The sequence below is a fragment of the Thalassotalea agariperforans genome (genome assembly GCF_053470345.1).
On the sequence record NZ_JBQMWH010000003.1, the window covers coordinates 346,707 to 366,006 of the forward strand.

At 38.2% G+C, this 19,300-nt stretch carries 18 protein-coding genes; 9 read left to right on the top strand and 9 right to left on the bottom strand.

Annotated features, from left to right (window positions below; all coding sequences use genetic code 11):
• Positions 1-3 precede the first annotated feature (3 nt).
• Positions 4-1,143 carry a sodium ion-translocating decarboxylase subunit beta gene (locus ACSLUO_RS06830; RefSeq protein WP_448247357.1) on the top strand — a complete coding sequence of 380 codons (1,140 nt, stop codon included), beginning with the start codon at positions 4-6 and terminating at the stop codon, positions 1,141-1,143.
• Between the two features lie 611 nt (positions 1,144-1,754).
• Here ACSLUO_RS06830 and pdxH read toward each other — a convergent pair.
• The 8 genes from pdxH to napE all read right to left on the bottom strand — a co-directional run bounded on the left by pdxH (position 1,755) and on the right by napE (position 7,437).
• Complete coding sequence (gene pdxH / locus ACSLUO_RS06835; RefSeq protein ID WP_448247359.1) at positions 1,755-2,408, bottom strand: pyridoxamine 5'-phosphate oxidase; 654 nt, start codon at positions 2,406-2,408, stop codon at positions 1,755-1,757.
• A 174-nt stretch (positions 2,409-2,582) separates the two neighbouring features.
• The gene (locus ACSLUO_RS06840; protein ID WP_448247360.1) at positions 2,583-2,765 is read right to left on the bottom strand and encodes a PA3496 family putative envelope integrity protein; all 183 of its coding nucleotides are present in this window, start codon (positions 2,763-2,765) and stop codon (positions 2,583-2,585) included.
• Positions 2,766-2,917: 152 nt separating this feature from the next.
• Positions 2,918-3,508 (bottom strand): cytochrome c3 family protein, encoded by a 591-nt coding sequence (locus ACSLUO_RS06845; protein ID WP_448247362.1) that lies wholly within the window; start codon positions 3,506-3,508, stop codon positions 2,918-2,920.
• A 9-nt stretch (positions 3,509-3,517) separates the two neighbouring features.
• The gene (locus ACSLUO_RS06850; RefSeq protein WP_448247528.1) at positions 3,518-3,976 is read right to left on the bottom strand and encodes a nitrate reductase cytochrome c-type subunit; all 459 of its coding nucleotides are present in this window, start codon (positions 3,974-3,976) and stop codon (positions 3,518-3,520) included.
• Between the two features lie 21 nt (positions 3,977-3,997).
• A complete protein-coding gene (gene napA, locus ACSLUO_RS06855) occupies positions 3,998-6,496 on the bottom strand; it encodes a nitrate reductase catalytic subunit NapA (protein WP_448247364.1) in 2,499 nt (832 codons plus the stop codon).
• Positions 6,493-6,768 carry a chaperone NapD gene (locus ACSLUO_RS06860; RefSeq protein ID WP_448247366.1) on the bottom strand — a complete coding sequence of 92 codons (276 nt, stop codon included), beginning with the start codon at positions 6,766-6,768 and terminating at the stop codon, positions 6,493-6,495. The genes napA and ACSLUO_RS06860 overlap by 4 nt, the downstream gene beginning before the upstream one ends.
• A complete protein-coding gene (gene napF, locus ACSLUO_RS06865; protein WP_448247368.1) occupies positions 6,755-7,267 on the bottom strand; it encodes a ferredoxin-type protein NapF in 513 nt (170 codons plus the stop codon). The genes ACSLUO_RS06860 and napF overlap by 14 nt, the downstream gene beginning before the upstream one ends.
• Positions 7,268-7,269: 2 nt before the next feature.
• A complete protein-coding gene (napE, locus tag ACSLUO_RS06870; protein ID WP_448247370.1) occupies positions 7,270-7,437 on the bottom strand; it encodes a periplasmic nitrate reductase, NapE protein in 168 nt (55 codons plus the stop codon).
• Between the two features lie 181 nt (positions 7,438-7,618).
• Between napE and ACSLUO_RS06875 the strand changes: the two genes are divergently transcribed.
• On the top strand, positions 7,619-9,811 hold the full coding sequence (locus ACSLUO_RS06875) for a GNAT family N-acetyltransferase (protein WP_448247372.1): 2,193 nt from the start codon (positions 7,619-7,621) through the stop codon (positions 9,809-9,811).
• 86 nt (positions 9,812-9,897) lie between these two features.
• On the top strand, positions 9,898-10,701 hold the full coding sequence (locus ACSLUO_RS06880; protein WP_448247374.1) for an EAL domain-containing protein: 804 nt from the start codon (positions 9,898-9,900) through the stop codon (positions 10,699-10,701).
• A 67-nt stretch (positions 10,702-10,768) separates the two neighbouring features.
• On the opposite strand, the gene ACSLUO_RS06885 is transcribed toward ACSLUO_RS06880, so the two are convergent.
• On the bottom strand, positions 10,769-11,290 hold the full coding sequence (locus ACSLUO_RS06885) for a DUF6942 family protein (RefSeq protein WP_448247376.1): 522 nt from the start codon (positions 11,288-11,290) through the stop codon (positions 10,769-10,771).
• Between the two features lie 204 nt (positions 11,291-11,494).
• On the opposite strand from ACSLUO_RS06885, the gene ACSLUO_RS06890 reads away from it, so the two are divergent.
• From ACSLUO_RS06890 to ACSLUO_RS06915, 6 genes are all read left to right on the top strand, one after another.
• Positions 11,495-13,717, top strand: a complete 2,223-nt coding sequence (locus tag ACSLUO_RS06890; RefSeq protein WP_448247378.1) for an ABC transporter permease subunit — start codon at positions 11,495-11,497, stop codon at positions 13,715-13,717.
• 9 nt (positions 13,718-13,726) lie between these two features.
• Entirely contained in the window at positions 13,727-15,367 is a 1,641-nt protein-coding gene (gene pstA / locus ACSLUO_RS06895) for a phosphate ABC transporter permease PstA (RefSeq protein WP_448247530.1), read from the top strand.
• Positions 15,368-15,515: 148 nt separating this feature from the next.
• On the top strand, positions 15,516-16,340 hold the full coding sequence (gene pstB / locus ACSLUO_RS06900) for a phosphate ABC transporter ATP-binding protein PstB (protein ID WP_448247379.1): 825 nt from the start codon (positions 15,516-15,518) through the stop codon (positions 16,338-16,340).
• Positions 16,341-16,369: 29 nt separating this feature from the next.
• Positions 16,370-17,068, top strand: coding sequence for a phosphate signaling complex protein PhoU (gene phoU / locus ACSLUO_RS06905; RefSeq protein ID WP_448247381.1), 699 nt, complete (start codon positions 16,370-16,372; stop codon positions 17,066-17,068).
• Positions 17,069-17,259: 191 nt separating this feature from the next.
• On the top strand, positions 17,260-17,937 hold the full coding sequence (locus ACSLUO_RS06910) for a TIGR00153 family protein (RefSeq protein WP_448247383.1): 678 nt from the start codon (positions 17,260-17,262) through the stop codon (positions 17,935-17,937).
• A gap of 12 nt (positions 17,938-17,949) precedes the next feature.
• Positions 17,950-19,215 carry an inorganic phosphate transporter gene (locus tag ACSLUO_RS06915; protein ID WP_448247385.1) on the top strand — a complete coding sequence of 422 codons (1,266 nt, stop codon included), beginning with the start codon at positions 17,950-17,952 and terminating at the stop codon, positions 19,213-19,215.
• Positions 19,216-19,300 lie beyond the last annotated feature (85 nt).

Genomic DNA, 19,300 nt, shown 5'->3' on the forward strand with positions numbered 1-19,300 from the left:
ATAATGGAACAATTAAATACTTTATGGCTTTCTACTGGCTTAGCAAACTTTGAGCTAGGTCAAGTTGTCATGATGTTAGTCGGCTGTGGTTTGCTTTTTTTAGCCATAGCTAAAAAGTTTGAGCCATTATTGCTACTTCCTATGGGGTTTGGAGCGATACTAACGAATATTCCTGTTGCCGGAATGTCGGAAGTTGGCGGCTTATTACATTATGTTTATTATGCTGGTATTGATACGGGGATTTTTCCGCTACTTATCTTTATGGGTGTAGGGGCTATGACAGATTTCGGGGCCTTAATTGCTAACCCGAAGATGTTATTTTTAGGCGCTGCCGCTCAGTTTGGTATTTTTGCGACTTTATTTGGCGCGGTTGCGTTAAATGCTATTCCAGGCTTTGAATTTACCTTAGCGGATGCTTCGGCTATTGCTATTATTGGTGGTGCTGATGGCCCAACAGCTATTTTCTTAGCATCAAAATTAGCACCAGAGTTATTAGGCGCTATTGCTGTAGCGGCTTATTCTTATATGGCGTTAGTACCAATTATTCAGCCGCCAATTATGAAAGCGCTAACGAATGTTGAAGAAAGAAAGATCGAAATGGCTCAGTTACGTCATGTTACTAAAGTTGAGAAGATTATCTTCCCGCTAGGTGTTGTGATCATGGCTATATTCTTTTTACCTTCGGCTACACCATTAGTGGGGATGTTCTGTTTAGGTAATTTAATGCGTGAAAGTGGTGTTGTTGATCGTTTAAGTTCAACTGCTCAAAACGAATTAATTAACATAGTGACTATTTTCTTAGGTTTAGGCGTTGGCTCTAAATTAAGTGCAGATGCTTTTTTAAATGTTGAAACATTAGGTATTTTAGCTTTAGGTGCTGTAGCATTTGCTATTGGTACTGCTTCAGGTGTTTTAATGGCTAAAGTTATGAATAAGCTATCTAAAGATCCAATTAATCCATTAATTGGAGCTGCCGGTGTGTCAGCGGTACCAATGGCTGCACGTGTAGCAAATAAGGTTGGTTTAGAGGCTAATCCTCATAACTTCTTATTAATGCATGCTATGGGTCCTAACGTAGCCGGTGTATTAGGTTCAGCAGTTGCTGCTGGTATTCTACTTGCGTTAGTAGGTGTGCCTGCGTAGAACGAAAAATGCTAAGTTAATGATTAAAGGCCGTTAAGTTTACTTAACGGCCTTTTTAATGTCTGTCTGGAAGCTAGAAGTTTGAAGTTACAAGCTACAAGCGGTAAGTAAGATACTGAGCTTGTAGGAATGGTGTCTTGCTTCCAGCATCAAGCCTAAAGCCTATTTTGGCTAGAAGCTACAAGCGGTAAGAGTAAGACACTGAGCTTGCAGGAATGGTGTCTTGCTTCCAGCATCAAGCCTAAAGCCTTTTTGGCTAGAAGCTACAAGCGGTAAATAAGATACTAGCTTTCAGGAATGGTGACTTGCTTCCAGCATCAAGCCTAAAGCCTATTTTGGCTAGAAGCTACAAGCGGTAAGTAAGATACTGAGCTTGCAGGAATGGTGACTTGCTTCAAGAATCAAGCCTAAAGCCTATTTTGGCTAGAAGCTACAAGCGGTAAGTAAGACACTGAGCTTGTAGGAAAGTCTCTTGCTTCCAGCATCGAGCCTAAAGGCTATTTTGGCTAGAAGCTACAAGCGGTAAGTAAGACACTGAGCTTATAGGTGTGGTGTTTTGCTTCCAGCATCCAGCATCCAGCTTACAGCCAAAAATCTAAAGTTAGCGAGCGTTATGGATGACGTTTAAAGTGCTGCCATTGGCCATCATTATATTCAAAACATAATCGGTCATGTAATCGGCTTGCACGACCTTGCCAAAATTCGAAATAATGAGGCTTTACTCGCCATCCACCCCAAAATTCAGGTAGGGGCACATCTTGGTCTTTAAACTTATCTTGATAATATTTTACCCGCTCAGGAAGTTCTTGTCCGTGGTTTAAATGTTGACTTTGTTTTGACGCCCAAGCACCTATTTGGCTACCACGGTCTCGACTATGAAAATATGCGGCGGAGGTGGCTTGATCAACTAACTCCACTTCACCTTCTATACGAATTTGTCTTTGTAGTACTGACCAATGAAATAATAACGCAATTTTCTGGTTTTCTCTTAGTTGCTGAGATTTATCACTGCCGTAATTGGTATAAAAAACAAAGCCGGCTGGATCAAAGTCTTTTAGTAAAACCATTCTTGATTTAGGTTGGCCGTCAATACCACAAGTGCTAACAGAAACGGCTTCTGGTAATAAAATGCCTGATTTATTAGCGTCATTGAACCATTGTTCGAATAATTGTATTGGTATGGTATTGGCATCTATCTTGGGTAAAGGTAAAGCAACACCTTGGCCGAATGAGAATAAACAGCGGAGTTTTTCAAGCAAAGTCATGTTGTGATTAAGTCGCGTAACGTATTGAGAAAGTGACCGAATAATAACACTAAATTGATATTAGCTTTACTAGATAATGAGGTTTTTCTATTAAGTTACGCAATTTAATTAATGACCATTGGTTTTGCTGCAATTTGGACTTTCATTGTTTTGACAATAAGATAGTGTATATAGCTACACTTCCCAATCATCTTCATCATCTAACAGCTCTTTTAAACGCTTTTTTTCTAATAAGTCATCAATGCGCTTACGGGCAAGACAATTACGTTTAGCTTGTTCATCTGAGCTAAATTCATCATCATTATCAATCTTGTCTTGCTCTGAACTGACGTTAGCCATTTTAGTTTCATAATTCATGATCATATTCCCATACCTGCAAGAAAATAAGTCAGTGGTTATTTTGAAAATAGGCAAGAAAAAGAAATTTTACAAATAAAAAAAGCGAAAACTTCTCAGTTTTCGCTTTTAGTAACAATTCATTAAACAATGTTTAATAATTAGCTAACAAGCTATTGCCAACCTTCAACACCATGCATGTCAGGTAGCTGATGAGCGATACCTTTATGACAGTCAATACAGGTTTTTTCGCCACTAGCTAATGACGTTGAATGTTGCTCTGCTGCCCGTTTACTTTGTGAGGTAAAGTCCATGTAATCAAAGTTGTGACAGTTACGACATTCCAAAGAATCATTGGCTTTTAAACGATGCCATTCGTTTTCAGCTAAGCGTTTACGTTCAGCTAAAAACTTTTCACGGGTGTTAATAGTGCCAAATATTTTACCCCATACTTCTTTTGACGCTTGCATTTTACGTGCGATCTTATCTGTCCATTTATGTGGTACATGGCAATCAGGACAAGTAGCTCTAACGCCAGAACGGTTGGTAAAATGTATGGTCGTTTTTAACTCTTCGTAAACATTGTTTTCCATTTCATGACATGAAATACAAAACTCTTCGGTATTGGTGGCTTCTAAGGCGGTGTTAAAGCCCCCCCAGAAGATAATACCAGCAACAAAGCCCCCGATAACTAAAAAGCCTAAGCTGAAGTGTACACTCGGTTTTCTGAGTATTTGCCAGCCTTTTTTTAACAGTTTGATCATAATGGCCTCTTATTTTTTATCTGTTGTTTTTGTTTTCATCAAGGTATTCATATCAATAAAAGTGTTTTCAACCAGCGGCTTAGCATCTTTTTGAGTGACATGACATTGATTACAAAAATAACGGCGAGGTGATATTTCAGCTAAAAAATTACCATCTCTATTCATAAAGTGAGTAACACTTACCATTGGCGCTTGTGACTCTTCTGTACGATTTCGACTATGACATGACATGCACTTATTATTATTTAAGTTCACTTCATAATTTCTCGTTTGATGAGGAATTATTGGTGGTTGCATTGGGTAATTTCGTGCTTGTTTTACATCACTATTAACTACTTTAGGAATAGTGTTTGGTGTTTTTTGCTGTTCAATTTTTACATTATCTCTTAGCGTGGCCACTTCATCAGCTATCGAAATAGTAGACATGAAAGCTAGCAATAAAATTGAGATAAGCTGTTTAGCGTATATTTTCATGATCATGTCCTTTTATTAAACTTTAACTATTTTGACTGCACATTTTTTGAAGTCAGTTTGTTTTGATAAGGGGTCGGTTGCATCTAAGGTCACTTTATTAACCAAACGACTCGCGTCAAACCAAGGCATAAACACTAAACCAATTGGCGGCTTATTTCGGCCACGAGTTTCAATGCGTGTTTCTACTTCACCACGACGTGAAACAATTTTTACTAAATCACCTCTACGCATACCACGTGATCTGGCATCGTCAGGATGCATATAAACAAGCGCATCAGGAATGGCTTTATAAAGCTCAGGTACACGTTGGGTCATGGAACCTGAATGCCAATGTTCTAATACTCGACCGGTTGATAACCATAAGTCATATTCATTATCAGGAAACTCTGCTGCGGGTTCATATGGCAGGGCATAGATCACCGCACGGCCATCAGGTTTACCATAAAACTCAAAATCTTTACCTTTACCAACATAAGGATCTGAGCCTTCTTTATAACGCCACAGTGTTTCTTTGCCATCAACTACAGGCCAACGTAAACCTCGCTCTTGATGATATCTGTCATAAGGTGCTAAATCATGACCATGGCCACGACCAAAACTGGCGTACTCTTCAAATAATCCTTTTTGAATGTAAAAGCCAAAATCACGAGCATCATGATTTAAGCGATCTTGCGGGATTTCATTTAATGAATATTTATTAACATTGCCATTTTGATAAAGAATGTCATATAAGGTTTTACCGCGGTAAGCAGGGTTAGCGTCGACAAAGGCTTCATCCCATGCTTCTTCCACTTTAAAACGCTTTGAAAACTCAACCAGTTGCCACAAATCTGATTTAGCGCCTTGAGGAGCTTCAACCATTTGGTACCAAGATTGGGTTCGACGTTCAGCATTACCATAAACGCCTTCTTTTTCTACCCACATGGCGGTAGGTAAAATTAGATCGGCAGCTTGTGCGGTTACTGTTGGGTATGGGTCTGATACAACAACAAAGTTTTTAGGATTACGGTAACCCGGTAAACCTTCTTGCATCATGTTTGCGGCTGCTTGCATGTTGTTATTACATTGCACCCAGTAGAAGTTGAGCTCACCATCTTTTAATTTACGGTTTTGCAGTACGGCATGATAACCTGGTTTATCTGGAATCGTACCCGCGGGTAATTTCCAAGTTTTTTCAGCCATTTCACGATGTTTGGGGTTGGTTACTACCATGTCTGCCGGTAAGCGATGTGAAAATGTACCTACTTCACGAGCTGTACCACAGGCAGAAGGCTGACCGGTTAATGAAAATGGGCTGTTGCCAGGTGTTGATATTTTTCCTGTTAATAAGTGAATGTTATAAATAAGATTGTTTGCCCACACACCACGGGTATGCTGATTAAAACCCATAGTCCAGAATGAACATACTTTTCTATTAGGATCTGCGTACAGTTCAGCGAGTTCGATTAATTTCTTTTCAGAGACCCCTGAAATATTGGCGGCATATTCGGCAGTATAGGTACTAACAAATTTAGCGTATTCTTTAAAGTTGATCGGTTTTGAACTACCTGCACTGGCATTATTATTTTTGGCTTTTTGTTCTAAAGGATGCTCAGGACGTAAGCCATAGCCAATATCAGTTTGGCCTAATCGGAAGTTGGTATGTTTATTAACAAAATCTTTATTAACCCGATCGGTTTGAATTATATAGTTAGCAATAAAGTTTAATATTGCTAAATCTGTTTGTGGCGTGAAAATCATGCCATTGTCAGCTAAATCAAAACTACGATGTTCATAGGTTGATAATACCGCCACCTTCACATGAGGCGAGCTTAAACGACGGTCGGTAATACGAGTCCATAAAATTGGGTGCATTTCTGCCATGTTTGAGCCCCAAAGTACCATGGCATCAGTGGCTTCAATATCATCGTAACAGCCCATTGGTTCGTCGATACCAAAAGTACGCATAAAACCACCAACAGCCGAAGCCATACAGTGACGAGCATTTGGGTCGATATTGTTACTTCTAAAGCCTGCTTTCATTAGTTTGACTGCAGCGTAGCCTTCTTGCACTGTCCATTGGCCTGAGCCAAACATGCCAACAGCGGTTGGGCCTTTTTCTTTTAACGTTGCTTTGGCTTTTTCAGCCATAATATCAAAGGCTTGATCCCAAGATATTGGAGAAAATTCCCCGTTCTTGTCAAACTTGCCATTTTTCATTCTAAGTAGAGGAGTAGTTAAACGGTCTTTTCCGTACATGATTTTTGATAGAAAATAGCCTTTAACGCAGTTTAAGCCTTTGTTAACTGGTGAATTAATATCGCCATGGGTAGCAACGACTTTACCGTCCATCACACCGACATTGACACTACAACCCGTACCACAAAAGCGGCATGGTGCTTTATCCCATTTTAATTTGGTTAAATCACTACTAGTGATCAAATTAGTGGCATTTACGGGTACTGAAACTCCGGCAACGGCAGCAGCAGCGGCAACGGCATTGGCCTTGATAAATTCTCTACGATTAATGGTCATAGCGCATCCTTATAAGATGTTTGCTGTTCATCTAAAAATTGATGGTAAATAGGAGACAGTGTTAAAACGTCACCGTGTTGTTTAATGATGTCGGTTTGATTGGCGATAGCTTTTTGTGAATCACCCTCTGCGGTAAATACAACTTTGCCTTCAGGACTCACCGCATGTACTTCTAAACCTGCTTGTTGAGTAATAAAGTCACTTAATGCTGCCGTTTTTTCCGGCAGGGCGTGGGCAATAAAACTCGCAACATGGTACTCAGTTGTGTTCATTGGATATGATCTCTAGTTGAAAGCTAATGGCATCTTGTGGGCAAATAGAGACACATGCGCCACATTGATTACAATCACTTAAGTTTAATTTTGGCTCAGGAATTGAGCTGGTTTGATAACTAAAGGTGATTGCCTTAGTGTCGCAAACGTCTTTGCAGCTTTGGCAATAAATTTGATTTTTAGCTAAACATTTATTGTCTATTTCAAAATCACCAGGCCAAGGAAGATCTGTCTGCTCAGTTTTAAAAATTGGCTTGCTGCAAGCGTCTACACATTTACGACAGAAGGTGCATTCGTCTTGATCAAAATCAACAAAGGGATAACCTTGACTATCACGTTTAATAATTTGTTGTTCACAAGCATTAATACAAGCATTGCATTGTGTACAGCCAGCCAAAAAAGCTGATTCTTCAATAGCCCAAGGTAGCCTAGGTAAATGCTGTTGTTTGATGGCACCACGCATAAAACTGCGCCTTGTTAAGTTCACCACGTTACTCATGATTAGCTTCCTGGCGGTCCTAATAAAATTTGGCTTATCCAAACAATAAAACCAAAACCGCCAACAAGAATGACGGAGAGAATAGGGGCTAGAAATACTGTTAAGAAAATAAAAGTATTTCGTTCTGATTGTTTACTGTTTTGCTCTTTTTGTGTTGTCGGAGTGTCCATAAATCCTCACGATTATTCACTTTGTTGTATTTGTACCTTGTTTTTAGCTTTATCTTGTTGATTAAGATCAAGTTATTGAAAGGTTGATTTCATCTATTTCAGAAAATGTTTATTTCAGCTTGGTTTTTATTTTTAGTACAGCTTGGTAGACTTAGCAAATATTTGGCAAGTGGTTGACTCTGTGAACAAAATAATTCTGCAATATCAACAAGCGTTATTAGCAAAGCAACATCGTGGGGTGGTGTTATTAGTTGGCGATGAATGCTGGTATGCAGACGTTATTAAGCAGTGGTTTATTGCTCAGCATACTGAGTTGGTTAACTCGAAAAAAACAATTTACTGTTATGCCGAGCCAACAACAGACATTTTTAAACAATTATTGACAACACATGTGGATAATAAAAACTTTCGGCAATATTTAGGTACTGAAGCAAGCAGTTTTATTTATGCTAGTGATGATATTCAGCCCGATGTTTTTTCAGCGTTAGCCGGTACTGTCGTTGCTGGTGGTTTGTTGTTTATTTGTTGGCACACTTTACCGGATGAACAAAGTCATGTGTATTTGCAGCGCTTTTATCGTCAGTTACAACAAACGCAGGTGTTATTAACTTACCAACAACATGAAAATGAGTTTTCACTTGAACAACAAGCAACAAGGTTATTATCAACAATAGCCTCAGTAAATTTACCTACCGTAACCGAAAACTTTCCTTATGGTTGTTTAACCAATCAGCAAGTGCAGGCAGTTGATGCGATTATTAACGTGGTTACAGGTCATCGTAATCGCCCGTTAATTTTGACTGCAGATCGTGGCCGGGGTAAAACGACGGCGCTTGCTTTAGCGTGTGTTGAGTTATTAAATTCAGTTAAACGGCCGTTAACTATTTTGATTACAGCGTCAAATATTGGTGCCGTAGATGGCTTTTTTCTGACGATCACGAAACTTCTCGCTGTTAAACGGGTTAATAAACAAACGTTACAATATCAGCAGTCTAGTATTCGTTTTTTGCCTATCGACGTGATTTTAGCGGATAAGCCAGCCGCTGATTTGTTGTTAGTTGATGAAGCCGCTGCTATTCCTTTGTATTTGTTGAATGCTTTATTTAGCTACTATCATCGTTTAGTTTTTTCTTCAACTTTACATGGCTATGAAGGTGCAGGGCGAGGTTTTGCGTTAAAATTTAATACCATATTGGCAGATAAAAATTTGCTAGCCAAACAGCTAACGCTTGTTGAGCCTATCCGCTGGGCGAAAAATGATCCATTGGAGCAGTTTGTTTTTGATGCTTGTTTGTTAAATGCTAATTTAACACCTTTAACTTCGTTAAATTATCAGACTAAGCCTGCGATGAATGATCAGCTAAAATATCACGAATATTTACCTGCGGATCTATTAGCGGATGAAAAGTTATTAAGACAACTTTTTGCGGTGTTAGTAACGGCACATTATCAAACCTCACCGAATGATTTGTTGTTATTGTTAAATCACCCTCAGTTAAAATTACGGGTAGTTAGCCATCAAGTAAGAGATAAAAAGGAAGTGCTTGCGGTTGCGTTAATTATGGCTGAAGGCATATTAGGGCAAGAGCATGGCGACAACATTGAAGAAAAAATTCGACAAGGTCAACGGCGTTTAAAAGATCAATTTTTACCGCAATCGTTAATTGCTCATTGTGGCGCAGAGCAAGCTTTTGATTATAGTTATTGGCGTATTATGCGCATTGCAGTGCATCCTCAACAACAAAATCAAGGGCTTGGTCAATATTTGTTAACTTGCCTTGAGCAAGAAGCAAGAGCAAACAAAATTGATGTTTTAGGCACTAGCTTTGCGTTAAATAAAACTTTACTGAATTTTTGGCAAAAGCGAAATTGGCAAATGGTGCGCATTGGCTTTACGAAAGATCATGCCAGTGGCGAGCATTCTGGTTTGTTAATAAAAGCGCTAACAGCTAGAGCCGAAGCGTTTATTCTGCCGTTAGTAAGTGAGTTTTATCGTACCTTGCCTTTTTTATTAAGCGCACAATATCAGCATTTACCAGCAAGCTTGTTGTTTGATGTTTTACAAAAGGTACCTAAGAACGGCTACGATAAACTGACTCGTGTTGATGAAAAAAATATTGAAGATTTTGCTAATGGTTATCGACAATTTGACCCTTGTGCTTTTAGTTTACATTTAGCTCTTTTGAATTATTTTAAAAACTATCAAATATATCAATCAGATAAAGATAGTGATAATGAAGCGTTGCTGTATCCCTTTATTGCTCGATTATTACAAAAACATAGTGTTAAGCAATTGTGCAATGACTATGGTTTTTCGGGTAAAAAACAGCTTAATCATTATTTTATACAAACAGTAAAAGCTTTATTCCAATAAAAATAAGGCTTATAGCCGGTTTTGTCATAAAAACGTCATGTTAACTTTATAATATTACTGTCATGTTATTTTGATAGGATATTACCTTGCTCTCTGAACTTCATACTATTTTATTGTCGCGTAATATCACTTGCGTTTTTCAGCCTATTTTTAATGTTCAGCAAAATCAAATATTAGGTTATGAAGCATTGTCGCGTGGCCCTGTGACTAGTTCATTAGCGCGCCCTGACGATTTATTTGAAGTAGCGGCAAAATATGGTTTGTTATCACAATTAGAATTGTTGTGCCGCGAAATCGCCATTAAACGGTTTGCTGAGTTAAAATTACAAGGGAAACTTTTTTTAAATGTTAGCCCTATGGTGATTTTAGAAAGCAAACATCCACAAGGTGAAACTCAAAAACTGGTTGAACAGGCGGGATTAACGTGTCAGCAAGTGGTGATTGAGATCAGTGAAAAGTTTCCTGCTCGCTCAGATAAATTATTAGCGGATGCATTAAATAAATACCGTGAGTATGGTTTTAAAGTGGCGATTGATGATTTAGGCGCTGGCTATTCTGGCTTAAAACAATGGAGTGAATTACGACCTGATATTGTTAAGATAGATCGCTATTTTATTGATAATTGTCATAATAACAGCTTTAAACGTAAGTTTTTAAAAGCCATATTTGACCTAGCGCAGTCAGCTAATACCGAAGTAATTGCCGAAGGTATTGAATGTGAAGAAGAGATGGCGTTATTAGAACAACTCGGGATGGTTTATGCTCAAGGTTTTTATTTAGCTCGCCCTGAAAGTAATCCAGTAAGACATTATCCATTTAATGATCAGTTTATGCGATTGGTTGGTGGTAGTGAAATAGCACCTGTTTGTCAAGCGGTAGGGATGCAATAACACAAAGCTAATCAATACGATTAATTTAACTTACCAACAGCAACGCATATTTATCCCTGAATTGAAATTAACACGTTAATTTTTTTATTAAGTTAGCTAATTGGCTAATTTTTATATTGGATAATTGGCGATAGTCAAAGTAAGGGCAAACAATAGTATTTGTTGTCTTGTTAATAGCAAAAAACTCATTCAACCAGAGCGCTTGTTCGGCTAAACCGAGTTTATTGGCATAGGTTTTTCCCATAATGATGTTGATGATGTTGCTCTGCTTAGTTTTTGCTTGATTGTTAGCAGGCTTGTTATTTTTCACGGGCGGTGAAAAAAGTAATAATTGATCACTGTTCGCTTGCAATAAATGCTCATCTCGTAATGCTTGCCAAGTAGGGTATTGTTGTGGCTGTAGTTCAAATAACAATTTGGCAAAAACATTAAAAATTTTACGCCAATGATTGCCGGTTAAATCGACAATCATTTTTATGTCACCTTTTTTCATTGCTTTAACCTGCGTAAGCTCTTGATACATTGCTAGTGGCGGAATGTTCTCTATATAAACGTGTAAGCTTGCGTTTTTATTACCTAGGCCGATCATAATAGTTTTATAGTCAAGTGAATGTTGATAACTTACTGTTAATTAAAGTGTTATGCAATGCTTAATCTTATTTGTTTGGTGAACTCTTGCAAGCTTGGTCCGTCAACTGATTCTTTTGCCCTTTATTCTTACCTGTAACATAACTGTAATATAACTGTCTTATAATTTCGCTGTTCTTTTAAATGAATAAAATAGGTTATTTGAGTGACTATAGCGTCTAAAGCAGTCGACCCCCGTCAGCTGAAAAATAAATTAGCACAGTATTTGATCACCCTTGGTGGTATTAGTGTGTTATTCACCCTGGTCTTAATTTTTCTTTATCTACTATACGTAATAAAGCCTATCTTTGAATCAGCTCATATTGAGCAAATTCAAGCCATTGAAGTTAGTACGAGCGACAAAGTATTAACGAGTGGTTTAGATGAGTTGAAAGAAGTTGCTTATCAGTTAACAGAAAAAGGCGAAATTGTTTTTTATCAATTATCAGATTCTGTTTTTCGTGATACCGGTAGTGTTTTATTAAACCAAAAGATTGCCGAGAATAAGCTTACTTTAGCGGTTGATGGTAACAGAGGTATAAAAGTAGTCGCTGATGTTGAAGGGCAAGTGAAAGCTTTTTCTCCGAAATTTGTTGCTAGTTATTTAGATAAAGGCCGTGATATTAGCCCTAAAATTACCTTTCCATTAGGTGAAGAGGCCATCATAGTTGATGAGCAGGGTGTAGCTTTACAAAAGCTTGCTTTCGCCATGGATGATGAAAAAGCGGTTTTTATTGGTTTTACTGAAGATAAACGATTAATTAAAACAACCTTAATCGCTGAAGATGATTTTAGTTACGATCCAGCTTACGAAGCCATTTATCAAGAAGTTGATTTTAGCGCTAAGAAAGTTGATGAAGTGCTTATCTCACCCGATTTATCAATTGCCTTCGTTCGTTCGAACAATCAAATAGCCATATTTGATATGACCGACGAATATAGTGTTGATTTAAAAACAACCATTACACCACAAACACCATCACAAAATTATACCAGCATGGCGTTATTATCTGGTGGTAGCTCAATCTTAATTGGTGATAGCAATGGTCAGGTGAGTCAATGGTTTGAAGTAGCAACGCCACAAGGTCGTCAATTTAAAGAAGTGCGCACCTTTGAGGTTAGTGAATTTGAAGCGGTTAGCCATATTTATACTGAGCAATTTCGTAAAAGTTTTTACACCATGACAAAGTCAGGTGAAATGGGGGTATTTTATACCACCAGTGAAGCTGACTTATGGCGCGGTGAAATTAGTGAAAGTGTACCAAAAACTTTTGCAATTGCGCCTCGTGCTGATGGTTTATTAATTAACGATGGTAGTCAGCTAAAGTTGTTCTCGGTTGAAAATGAACACCCAGAAGTTACTTGGGGCGCATTATGGCAAGAAGTTTGGTATGAAGGTTATCCTGAGCCTGATTATATTTGGCAATCTACTTCTGGCTCTGATGATTTTGAAGCTAAATTCTCTTTAGTGCCTATTTCTTTTGGTACCATTAAAGCTGCACTATATGCCATGTTATTTGCTGTTCCTATTGCGTTAAGTGCTGCTATTTATACCGCGTACTTTATGCCGTCATCGCTGCGTAAAAAAGTAAAACCCACCATTGAATTGATGGAAGCTTTGCCAACGGTAATTTTAGGGTTTTTAGCCGGTTTATGGCTAGCTCCTATTATTGAAAATTATTTGCCTGGTGTGTTTATGTTGTTAGTGTTTTTACCACTAATGACCTTTGTTATTGCTTTTGCTTGGCACAACTTACCTAAAAAGCTTAAATCGTCGTTACCTGAAAGCTGGGCACCAGTTATTTTAATACCGTTTATCTTATTTGCCGGTTACGCTGCATTTGCCTTATCACCCGTTATTGAAACCGCTTTTTTTGGTGGTGATATTCGCCAGTATATTACCAATGAAATGGGGATTAACTTTGATCAACGAAATGCTTTAGTGGTGGGTATTGCGATGGGCTTTGCGGTTATTCCTACCATTTTTTCAATGGCGGAAGATGCCATCTTTAGTGTACCTAAACATTTAACCAGTGGTTCATTAGCTTTAGGAGCAACACCTTGGCAAACGCTTATTAAAGTAGTGTTGTTAACGGCAAGTCCGGGTATTTTCTCTGCCGTAATGATGGGCTTAGGCCGTGCGGTTGGTGAAACCATGATTGTATTAATGGCAACCGGTAATACACCAATTGTTGATTGGAGTATTTTCCAAGGTATGCGCACGTTAGCCGCTAATATTGCTGTTGAAATGCCTGAGTCTGAAGTAGGCAGTTCGCATTATCGTATTTTATTCCTTGCAGCCTTTGTGTTGTTTGTTTTCACCTTTGTTTTTAATACGCTTGCTGAGTTCGTGCGCCAACGACTCCGTGATAAGTATAGTTCGTTGTAAGGTTTGTTGATTATGAAAAATTGGTTTAAAACAGGTTCCCCTTGGGTGTGGTTATCAGCCGGTGGTGTAACTGTTAGCTTAATATCTGTAGTGGGTTTATTGTGGTTAATTGCCTCACGTGGTTTGTCATACTTTTGGCCAGCGCAAATTCATCAATTTAATATGGTGGATGAATTTGGTAAAAATAGTGTTGTGATTGGTGAAATATACGAACGTGAGCGTATTCCTGCGGAACAGCTTTCACACATGAATTTATCACTGAAGCCGGGGCAAGAAACGGTTGAACGCTTTTTAGTAAAAACCGGTAACCGCGAATTAGTGAGCTTAGACTTTAGATGGTTACTAGGTACTGAAATAACCTCTACCTCTTTACCTGAAGATGTTGTGGTTGTTGAGCGTCGTACCCATGGTAATTTTTATGGCTTTATTGATGGATTAATTCTTGATGGCAAATCGGTTGACGTGAGTCGTTTACCTGAGTTGATTGAACGCGTTACTGATTTTCAAGAAGATATTGAAGAATTACAAAAAGTTGATATTGGTGCCATTAACTACCAATTAGAACGTTTACGTTTGAAAGAGCGTAAGTATGAATTGGAAGATAAATTAACGGCTGAGCGCAAAGCTGAAATTGATCAGGAAACAACAAAATATAAGCAACAATATGCTGAACTTGAGAAAAACTTGTTAGCACTTAGAAAAGAAGTAGCTCGTGATCAATTGGTGATGCGTGCTATGGACGGTCAAATCGTAACCGTTAATTTTGAGCATATTTTAAAAGTTACTTTTAATAATCAATTAGGTTTTTTCAGTAAGTTAGGTGTGTTTTTTGAACAGTTAGCAAGCTTTATTGTTGATGACCCACGAGAAGCAAATACCGAAGGTGGGGTTTTTCCTGCTATCTTCGGAACCGTATTGATGGTGTTATTGATGACCGTTATTGTGTCACCATTTGGTGTTGTTGCAGCTATTTATTTACATGAATATGCGGGTAAAAATGCCCTTACAAAATTATTACGGATTGCCGTAATTAACTTAGCCGGTGTACCGTCAATTGTTTATGGTGTTTTTGGCTTAGGCTTTTTTGTTTATATGGTAGGTGGCAGCCTTGACCAAATTTTTTATCCTGAAACTTTACCTAGCCCAACGTTTGGTACGCCAGGGGTACTTTGGTCAGCGATTACACTTGCAATTTTAACCTTACCAGTTGTGATTGTTTCTACAGAAGAAGGTTTATCACGTATACCAGCATCAATGCGTCACGGTAGCTTAGCTTTAGGCGCTACCAAAGCAGAAACGTTATGGCGGATTATTTTACCGATTGCTAGTCCAGCAATTATGACCGGGATTATTCTTGCCATTGCTCGTGCTGCTGGTGAAGTGGCACCGTTAATGTTAGTAGGGGTGGTGAAAATGGCGCCAACCTTACCACTTGATGGCAACTTCCCATTCTTACATTTAGATCGTAAGTTTATGCATTTAGGTTTCCATATTTATGATGTTGGCTTCCAAAGTCCAAATGTTGAAGCTGCAAGACCTTTGGTTTATGCAACAGCATTATTGTTAGTAACAATTATTGTTGCGCTTAACATGTCTGCGGTTTCGATTCGTAACAAGCTACGTGAAAAATATAAAGCGCTTGAGCATTAAAACAGAGCATTAATTGTTTTAAACGGTTAAGCCGTTAAGTACTAACCTGAGCAATTAACTCGGTTAGCCATAGGATAACAGGCTTGTTGAACAGTGAATAAAGTAGCAATTCAACAAGCCAAAGACTTAAAAAGAGAAAGAGCACAGTATGATTTCTGTAACCCCAAGAGCACTTTCAGGCGTTGATAATAAGCTTGATTTGAACAATTTAAGCGATGCTGAAAAAGCATTAGAAATAAAAAATCTCAACTTGTTTTACGGTGAAAAGCAAGCATTGCAAAATATTTCAATGGCGATCCCTAAAGGGCAAGTTACCGCCTTTATTGGGCCATCTGGTTGTGGTAAATCTACTTTGCTACGTTGTATTAATCGCATGAATGATTTGGTTGATATCTGCCGCGTGGAAGGTGCTATTGAACTGCACGGTGAAAACATTTATGAAAAACATGTTGATGTTGCTGCGCTTCGCCGCCGTGTAGGTATGGTATTTCAACGACCGAATCCATTTCCAAAAACCATTTATGAAAATGTCATTTATGGTTTACGCATTACCGGTGAAAATAATCGCCGCGTACTTGATGAAGTGGTGGAAACTTCATTAAAAGCTGCAGCATTGTGGAATGAAGTGAAAGACAGACTACACGACAGTGCATTAGGTTTATCAGGCGGTCAGCAGCAGCGTTTAGTTATTGCTCGCGCAATTGCTATTCAGCCAGAAGTGCTATTATTAGATGAACCAACATCAGCACTTGATCCTATTTCAACGTTAACAATTGAAGAATTGATCAATGATCTTAAAAAACAATTTACTGTGGTAATTGTTACTCACAACATGCAACAAGCAGCTCGGGTATCGGATCAAACCGCTTTTATGTATATGGGTGATTTAATTGAGTATAGCGATACCAATACTTTATTTACTACGCCAATGAAAAAACAAACAGAAGACTACATAACAGGTCGTTACGGTTAAGTCGGTTAATACAAGTTTAAGGAACTTTTATGGATAATTTAAATATTGGCCGTCATATTTCTGGTCAATTTAATGAAGATTTAGAAAATGTGATCAACCATGTAATGCACATGGGCGGTTTGGTTGAAAAACAATTAGGTGACGCCTTAAAAGCCGTTTATGAAAATGATTCTGAATTAGCGCAAAAGGTACTAGGTAGCGACTATAAAATTAATAATTTAGAAGTCAGCATTGATGATGAATGCACGCGTATTATTGCTAAGCGCCAACCTGCGGCTGGTGATTTACGCCTGATCATGGCAATTGTGAAAACCATTGCTGATTTAGAGCGCATTGGTGACGAAGCGGAAAAAATTGCACGGGTTGCCGATGAAAACTTTTCATCGAAACAAAAAGATTTCTTGATGAATTTAGATAACTTAGGACGTCATGTTTTATCTTTATTACAAGAAACGCTAGATGCTTTTACCCGTATGGATGTAGAAGCGGCATTGGCGACACATCAAAAAGATGACAATATTGATCGCAACTATGAAGCATTAATGCGTCAATTAATGACTTACATGATGGAAGATCCTCGTTCAATTCCACAAATTATGACGGTAATTTGGTCAGCTCGTGCGTTAGAACGCATTGGTGATCGCTGTAAGAACATTTGTGAATACATTATTTATTTTGTCAAAGGAAAAGTTGTTCGCCATACTAATCCTGAAGATATGAATTTATAAACCTAAATAATATTGATTTTATAAGTATAATCAAAGCATTAACTCGATAGTTTATTGAGTTAAGCTTTGCTTATACTTTTGTTGTTTCTAATATTACAAAATTATGACTGTTTGGGGTTGCATAAGTAGTTAAATACGGTAATATCCGCCTCGAATAATAACAAAGACTACCATGTCTACAGGAAAACATTATGCCTGGAAATTCAATACTTGGTGTATTTGCAAAATCACCAATAAAGCCCTTAGAAAAGCACATGAGAATTGTTACCAAGTGTGCCAACCAATTAATCCCTTTTTTCGAATCCTGCTCCCAAGATGATTGGGTTGAAGCTGCCGAAGTCCGTAAACTAATCTCTCAAACTGAAAAAGATGCCGATTTGCTTAAACGTCAATTGCGTTTAGAGCTTCCAGGTGGACTTTTTATGCCAGTGGCTCGCGCTGACATTTTAGAATTAGTAACACAACAAGATAAGATCGCTAATCGTTCTAAAGATATTGCCGGTCGTGTCTTAGGTCGTAAATTAAAGTTTCCTGAAGCTTTACAAGCAAATTTTTCGAAATATTTACGTCGTTGTGTTGATGCTGCTGAAAAAGCGGCAGATGCGATTAATGAATTGGATGATTTATTAGAAACCGGATTTCGCGGTAGAGAAGTTGAATTGGTTGAAAAAATGATCAACCAATTAGATGCTATCGAAGATGATACAGATACGATGCAGATTGCCTTACGTAGTGATTTGTTAAAAATTGAAAATGATTTAAATCCGGTCGATGTGATGTTCCTATATCAAATTATCGAATGGGTTGGCGATTTAGCCGATCTATCTGAGCGTGTTGGCGCTCGTTTAGAAATCATGCTCGCGAGATAATAGGAAATATCAATGGATATTATATTAAATTACGGTTCAACTTTAGTTATTTTAGCCGCTGTTGTTGGCTTTTTTATGGCTTGGGGTATTGGTGCAAATGATGTTGCTAATGCCATGGGTACCTCAGTTGGCTCTAAAGCATTAACCATTAAGCAAGCTATTATTATTGCAATGGTTTTTGAGTTTGCTGGTGCTTATTTAGCTGGTGGTGAAGTTACCTCAACAATACGTAAAGGCATTATTGATGCTAGTTATTTTGTTGATACACCTGAATTACTTGTTTTTGGTATGATCTCAGCCCTATTTGCTGCGGCGACTTGGCTATTAATAGCGTCAGCGCTAGGTTGGCCAGTATCTACTACACACTCTATTGTTGGTGCCATCATTGGTTTTGCTGCTATAGGGGTGAGTGTTGATACGGTTTCTTGGGGTAAAGTATTAGGTATTGTTGGTAGTTGGATTGTAACGCCATTAATTGCAGGTACTATTGCTTTTATTATTTTTAATAGTGCACAAAAGTTAATTTTTGATACAGCTAAACCGCTACAACAAGCGCGTAAATATGTACCTATCTATATGTTTTTAGCTGGCTTTGTATTATCGCTAGTGACCATTAAAAAAGGTCTTAAGCATGTCGGATTAGATATTGGTGCAACCGAAGGTTATGTTTATGCGGTTTTAATTGCGGTGTTAGTTGCCGTGATCGGTAAAATATTCATCGCACGTTTAAAGTTTGATGAAAAAGCTGACACTAAATCGCAATATGTTAATGTTGAAAAAGTGTTTGCTATTTTGATGATCGTAACTGCTTGTTGTATGGCTTTTGCTCACGGTTCTAACGATGTTGCTAATGCTATTGGGCCATTAGCGGCTGTCGCAAGTATTGTTTCTAACGAAGGTGAAATTGTTAAAAAAGCGGCTTTAGAATGGTGGATTTTACCTTTAGGTGGCTTTGGTATTGTTGCAGGCCTTGCTTTGTTTGGTCATCGCGTTATTGCAACCATTGGTAACGGTATTACTCATTTAACACCAAGCCGAGGTTTTGCTGCTGAATTAGCGGCAGCGTCTACCGTTGTTATTTCATCAGGTGCTGGTTTACCTATTTCAACAACACAAACCTTAGTAGGGGCTGTTTTAGGTGTTGGTATGGCGCGTGGTATTGCGGCAATTAACTTAGGAGTAGTTAGAAATATCGTTATCTCATGGGTAATTACGCTACCAGTTGGTGCGGGTCTTTCTATATTATTCTTCTGGATACTAACAGCTATTTTTAGTTAACCAACTTATTCGGTTAGCTTAGAACTGAACACAAACCAAAAGAGAGCCTCGGCTCTCTTTTTTTATGATTACATAGAAATTGTGA

Excerpts from the sequence above, each read along its gene's own strand:
- ACSLUO_RS06830 (WP_448247357.1), top strand. The coding sequence starts at position 4 with ATGGAACAATTAAATACTTTATGGCTTTCTACTGGCTTAGCAAACTTT.
- pdxH (WP_448247359.1), bottom strand. The coding sequence starts at position 2,408 with ATGACTTTGCTTGAAAAACTCCGCTGTTTATTCTCATTCGGCCAAGGT.
- ACSLUO_RS06840 (WP_448247360.1), bottom strand. The coding sequence starts at position 2,765 with ATGAATTATGAAACTAAAATGGCTAACGTCAGTTCAGAGCAAGACAAG.
- ACSLUO_RS06845 (WP_448247362.1), bottom strand. The coding sequence starts at position 3,508 with ATGATCAAACTGTTAAAAAAAGGCTGGCAAATACTCAGAAAACCGAGT.
- napA (WP_448247364.1), bottom strand. The coding sequence starts at position 6,496 with ATGACCATTAATCGTAGAGAATTTATCAAGGCCAATGCCGTTGCCGCT.
- ACSLUO_RS06860 (WP_448247366.1), bottom strand. The coding sequence starts at position 6,768 with ATGAACACAACTGAGTACCATGTTGCGAGTTTTATTGCCCACGCCCTG.
- napF (WP_448247368.1), bottom strand. The coding sequence starts at position 7,267 with ATGAGTAACGTGGTGAACTTAACAAGGCGCAGTTTTATGCGTGGTGCC.
- napE (WP_448247370.1), bottom strand. The coding sequence starts at position 7,437 with ATGGACACTCCGACAACACAAAAAGAGCAAAACAGTAAACAATCAGAA.
- ACSLUO_RS06885 (WP_448247376.1), bottom strand. The coding sequence starts at position 11,290 with ATGATCGGCCTAGGTAATAAAAACGCAAGCTTACACGTTTATATAGAG.
- pstB (WP_448247379.1), top strand. The coding sequence starts at position 15,516 with ATGATTTCTGTAACCCCAAGAGCACTTTCAGGCGTTGATAATAAGCTT.
- phoU (WP_448247381.1), top strand. The coding sequence starts at position 16,370 with ATGGATAATTTAAATATTGGCCGTCATATTTCTGGTCAATTTAATGAA.
- ACSLUO_RS06910 (WP_448247383.1), top strand. The coding sequence starts at position 17,260 with ATGCCTGGAAATTCAATACTTGGTGTATTTGCAAAATCACCAATAAAG.
- ACSLUO_RS06915 (WP_448247385.1), top strand. The coding sequence starts at position 17,950 with ATGGATATTATATTAAATTACGGTTCAACTTTAGTTATTTTAGCCGCT.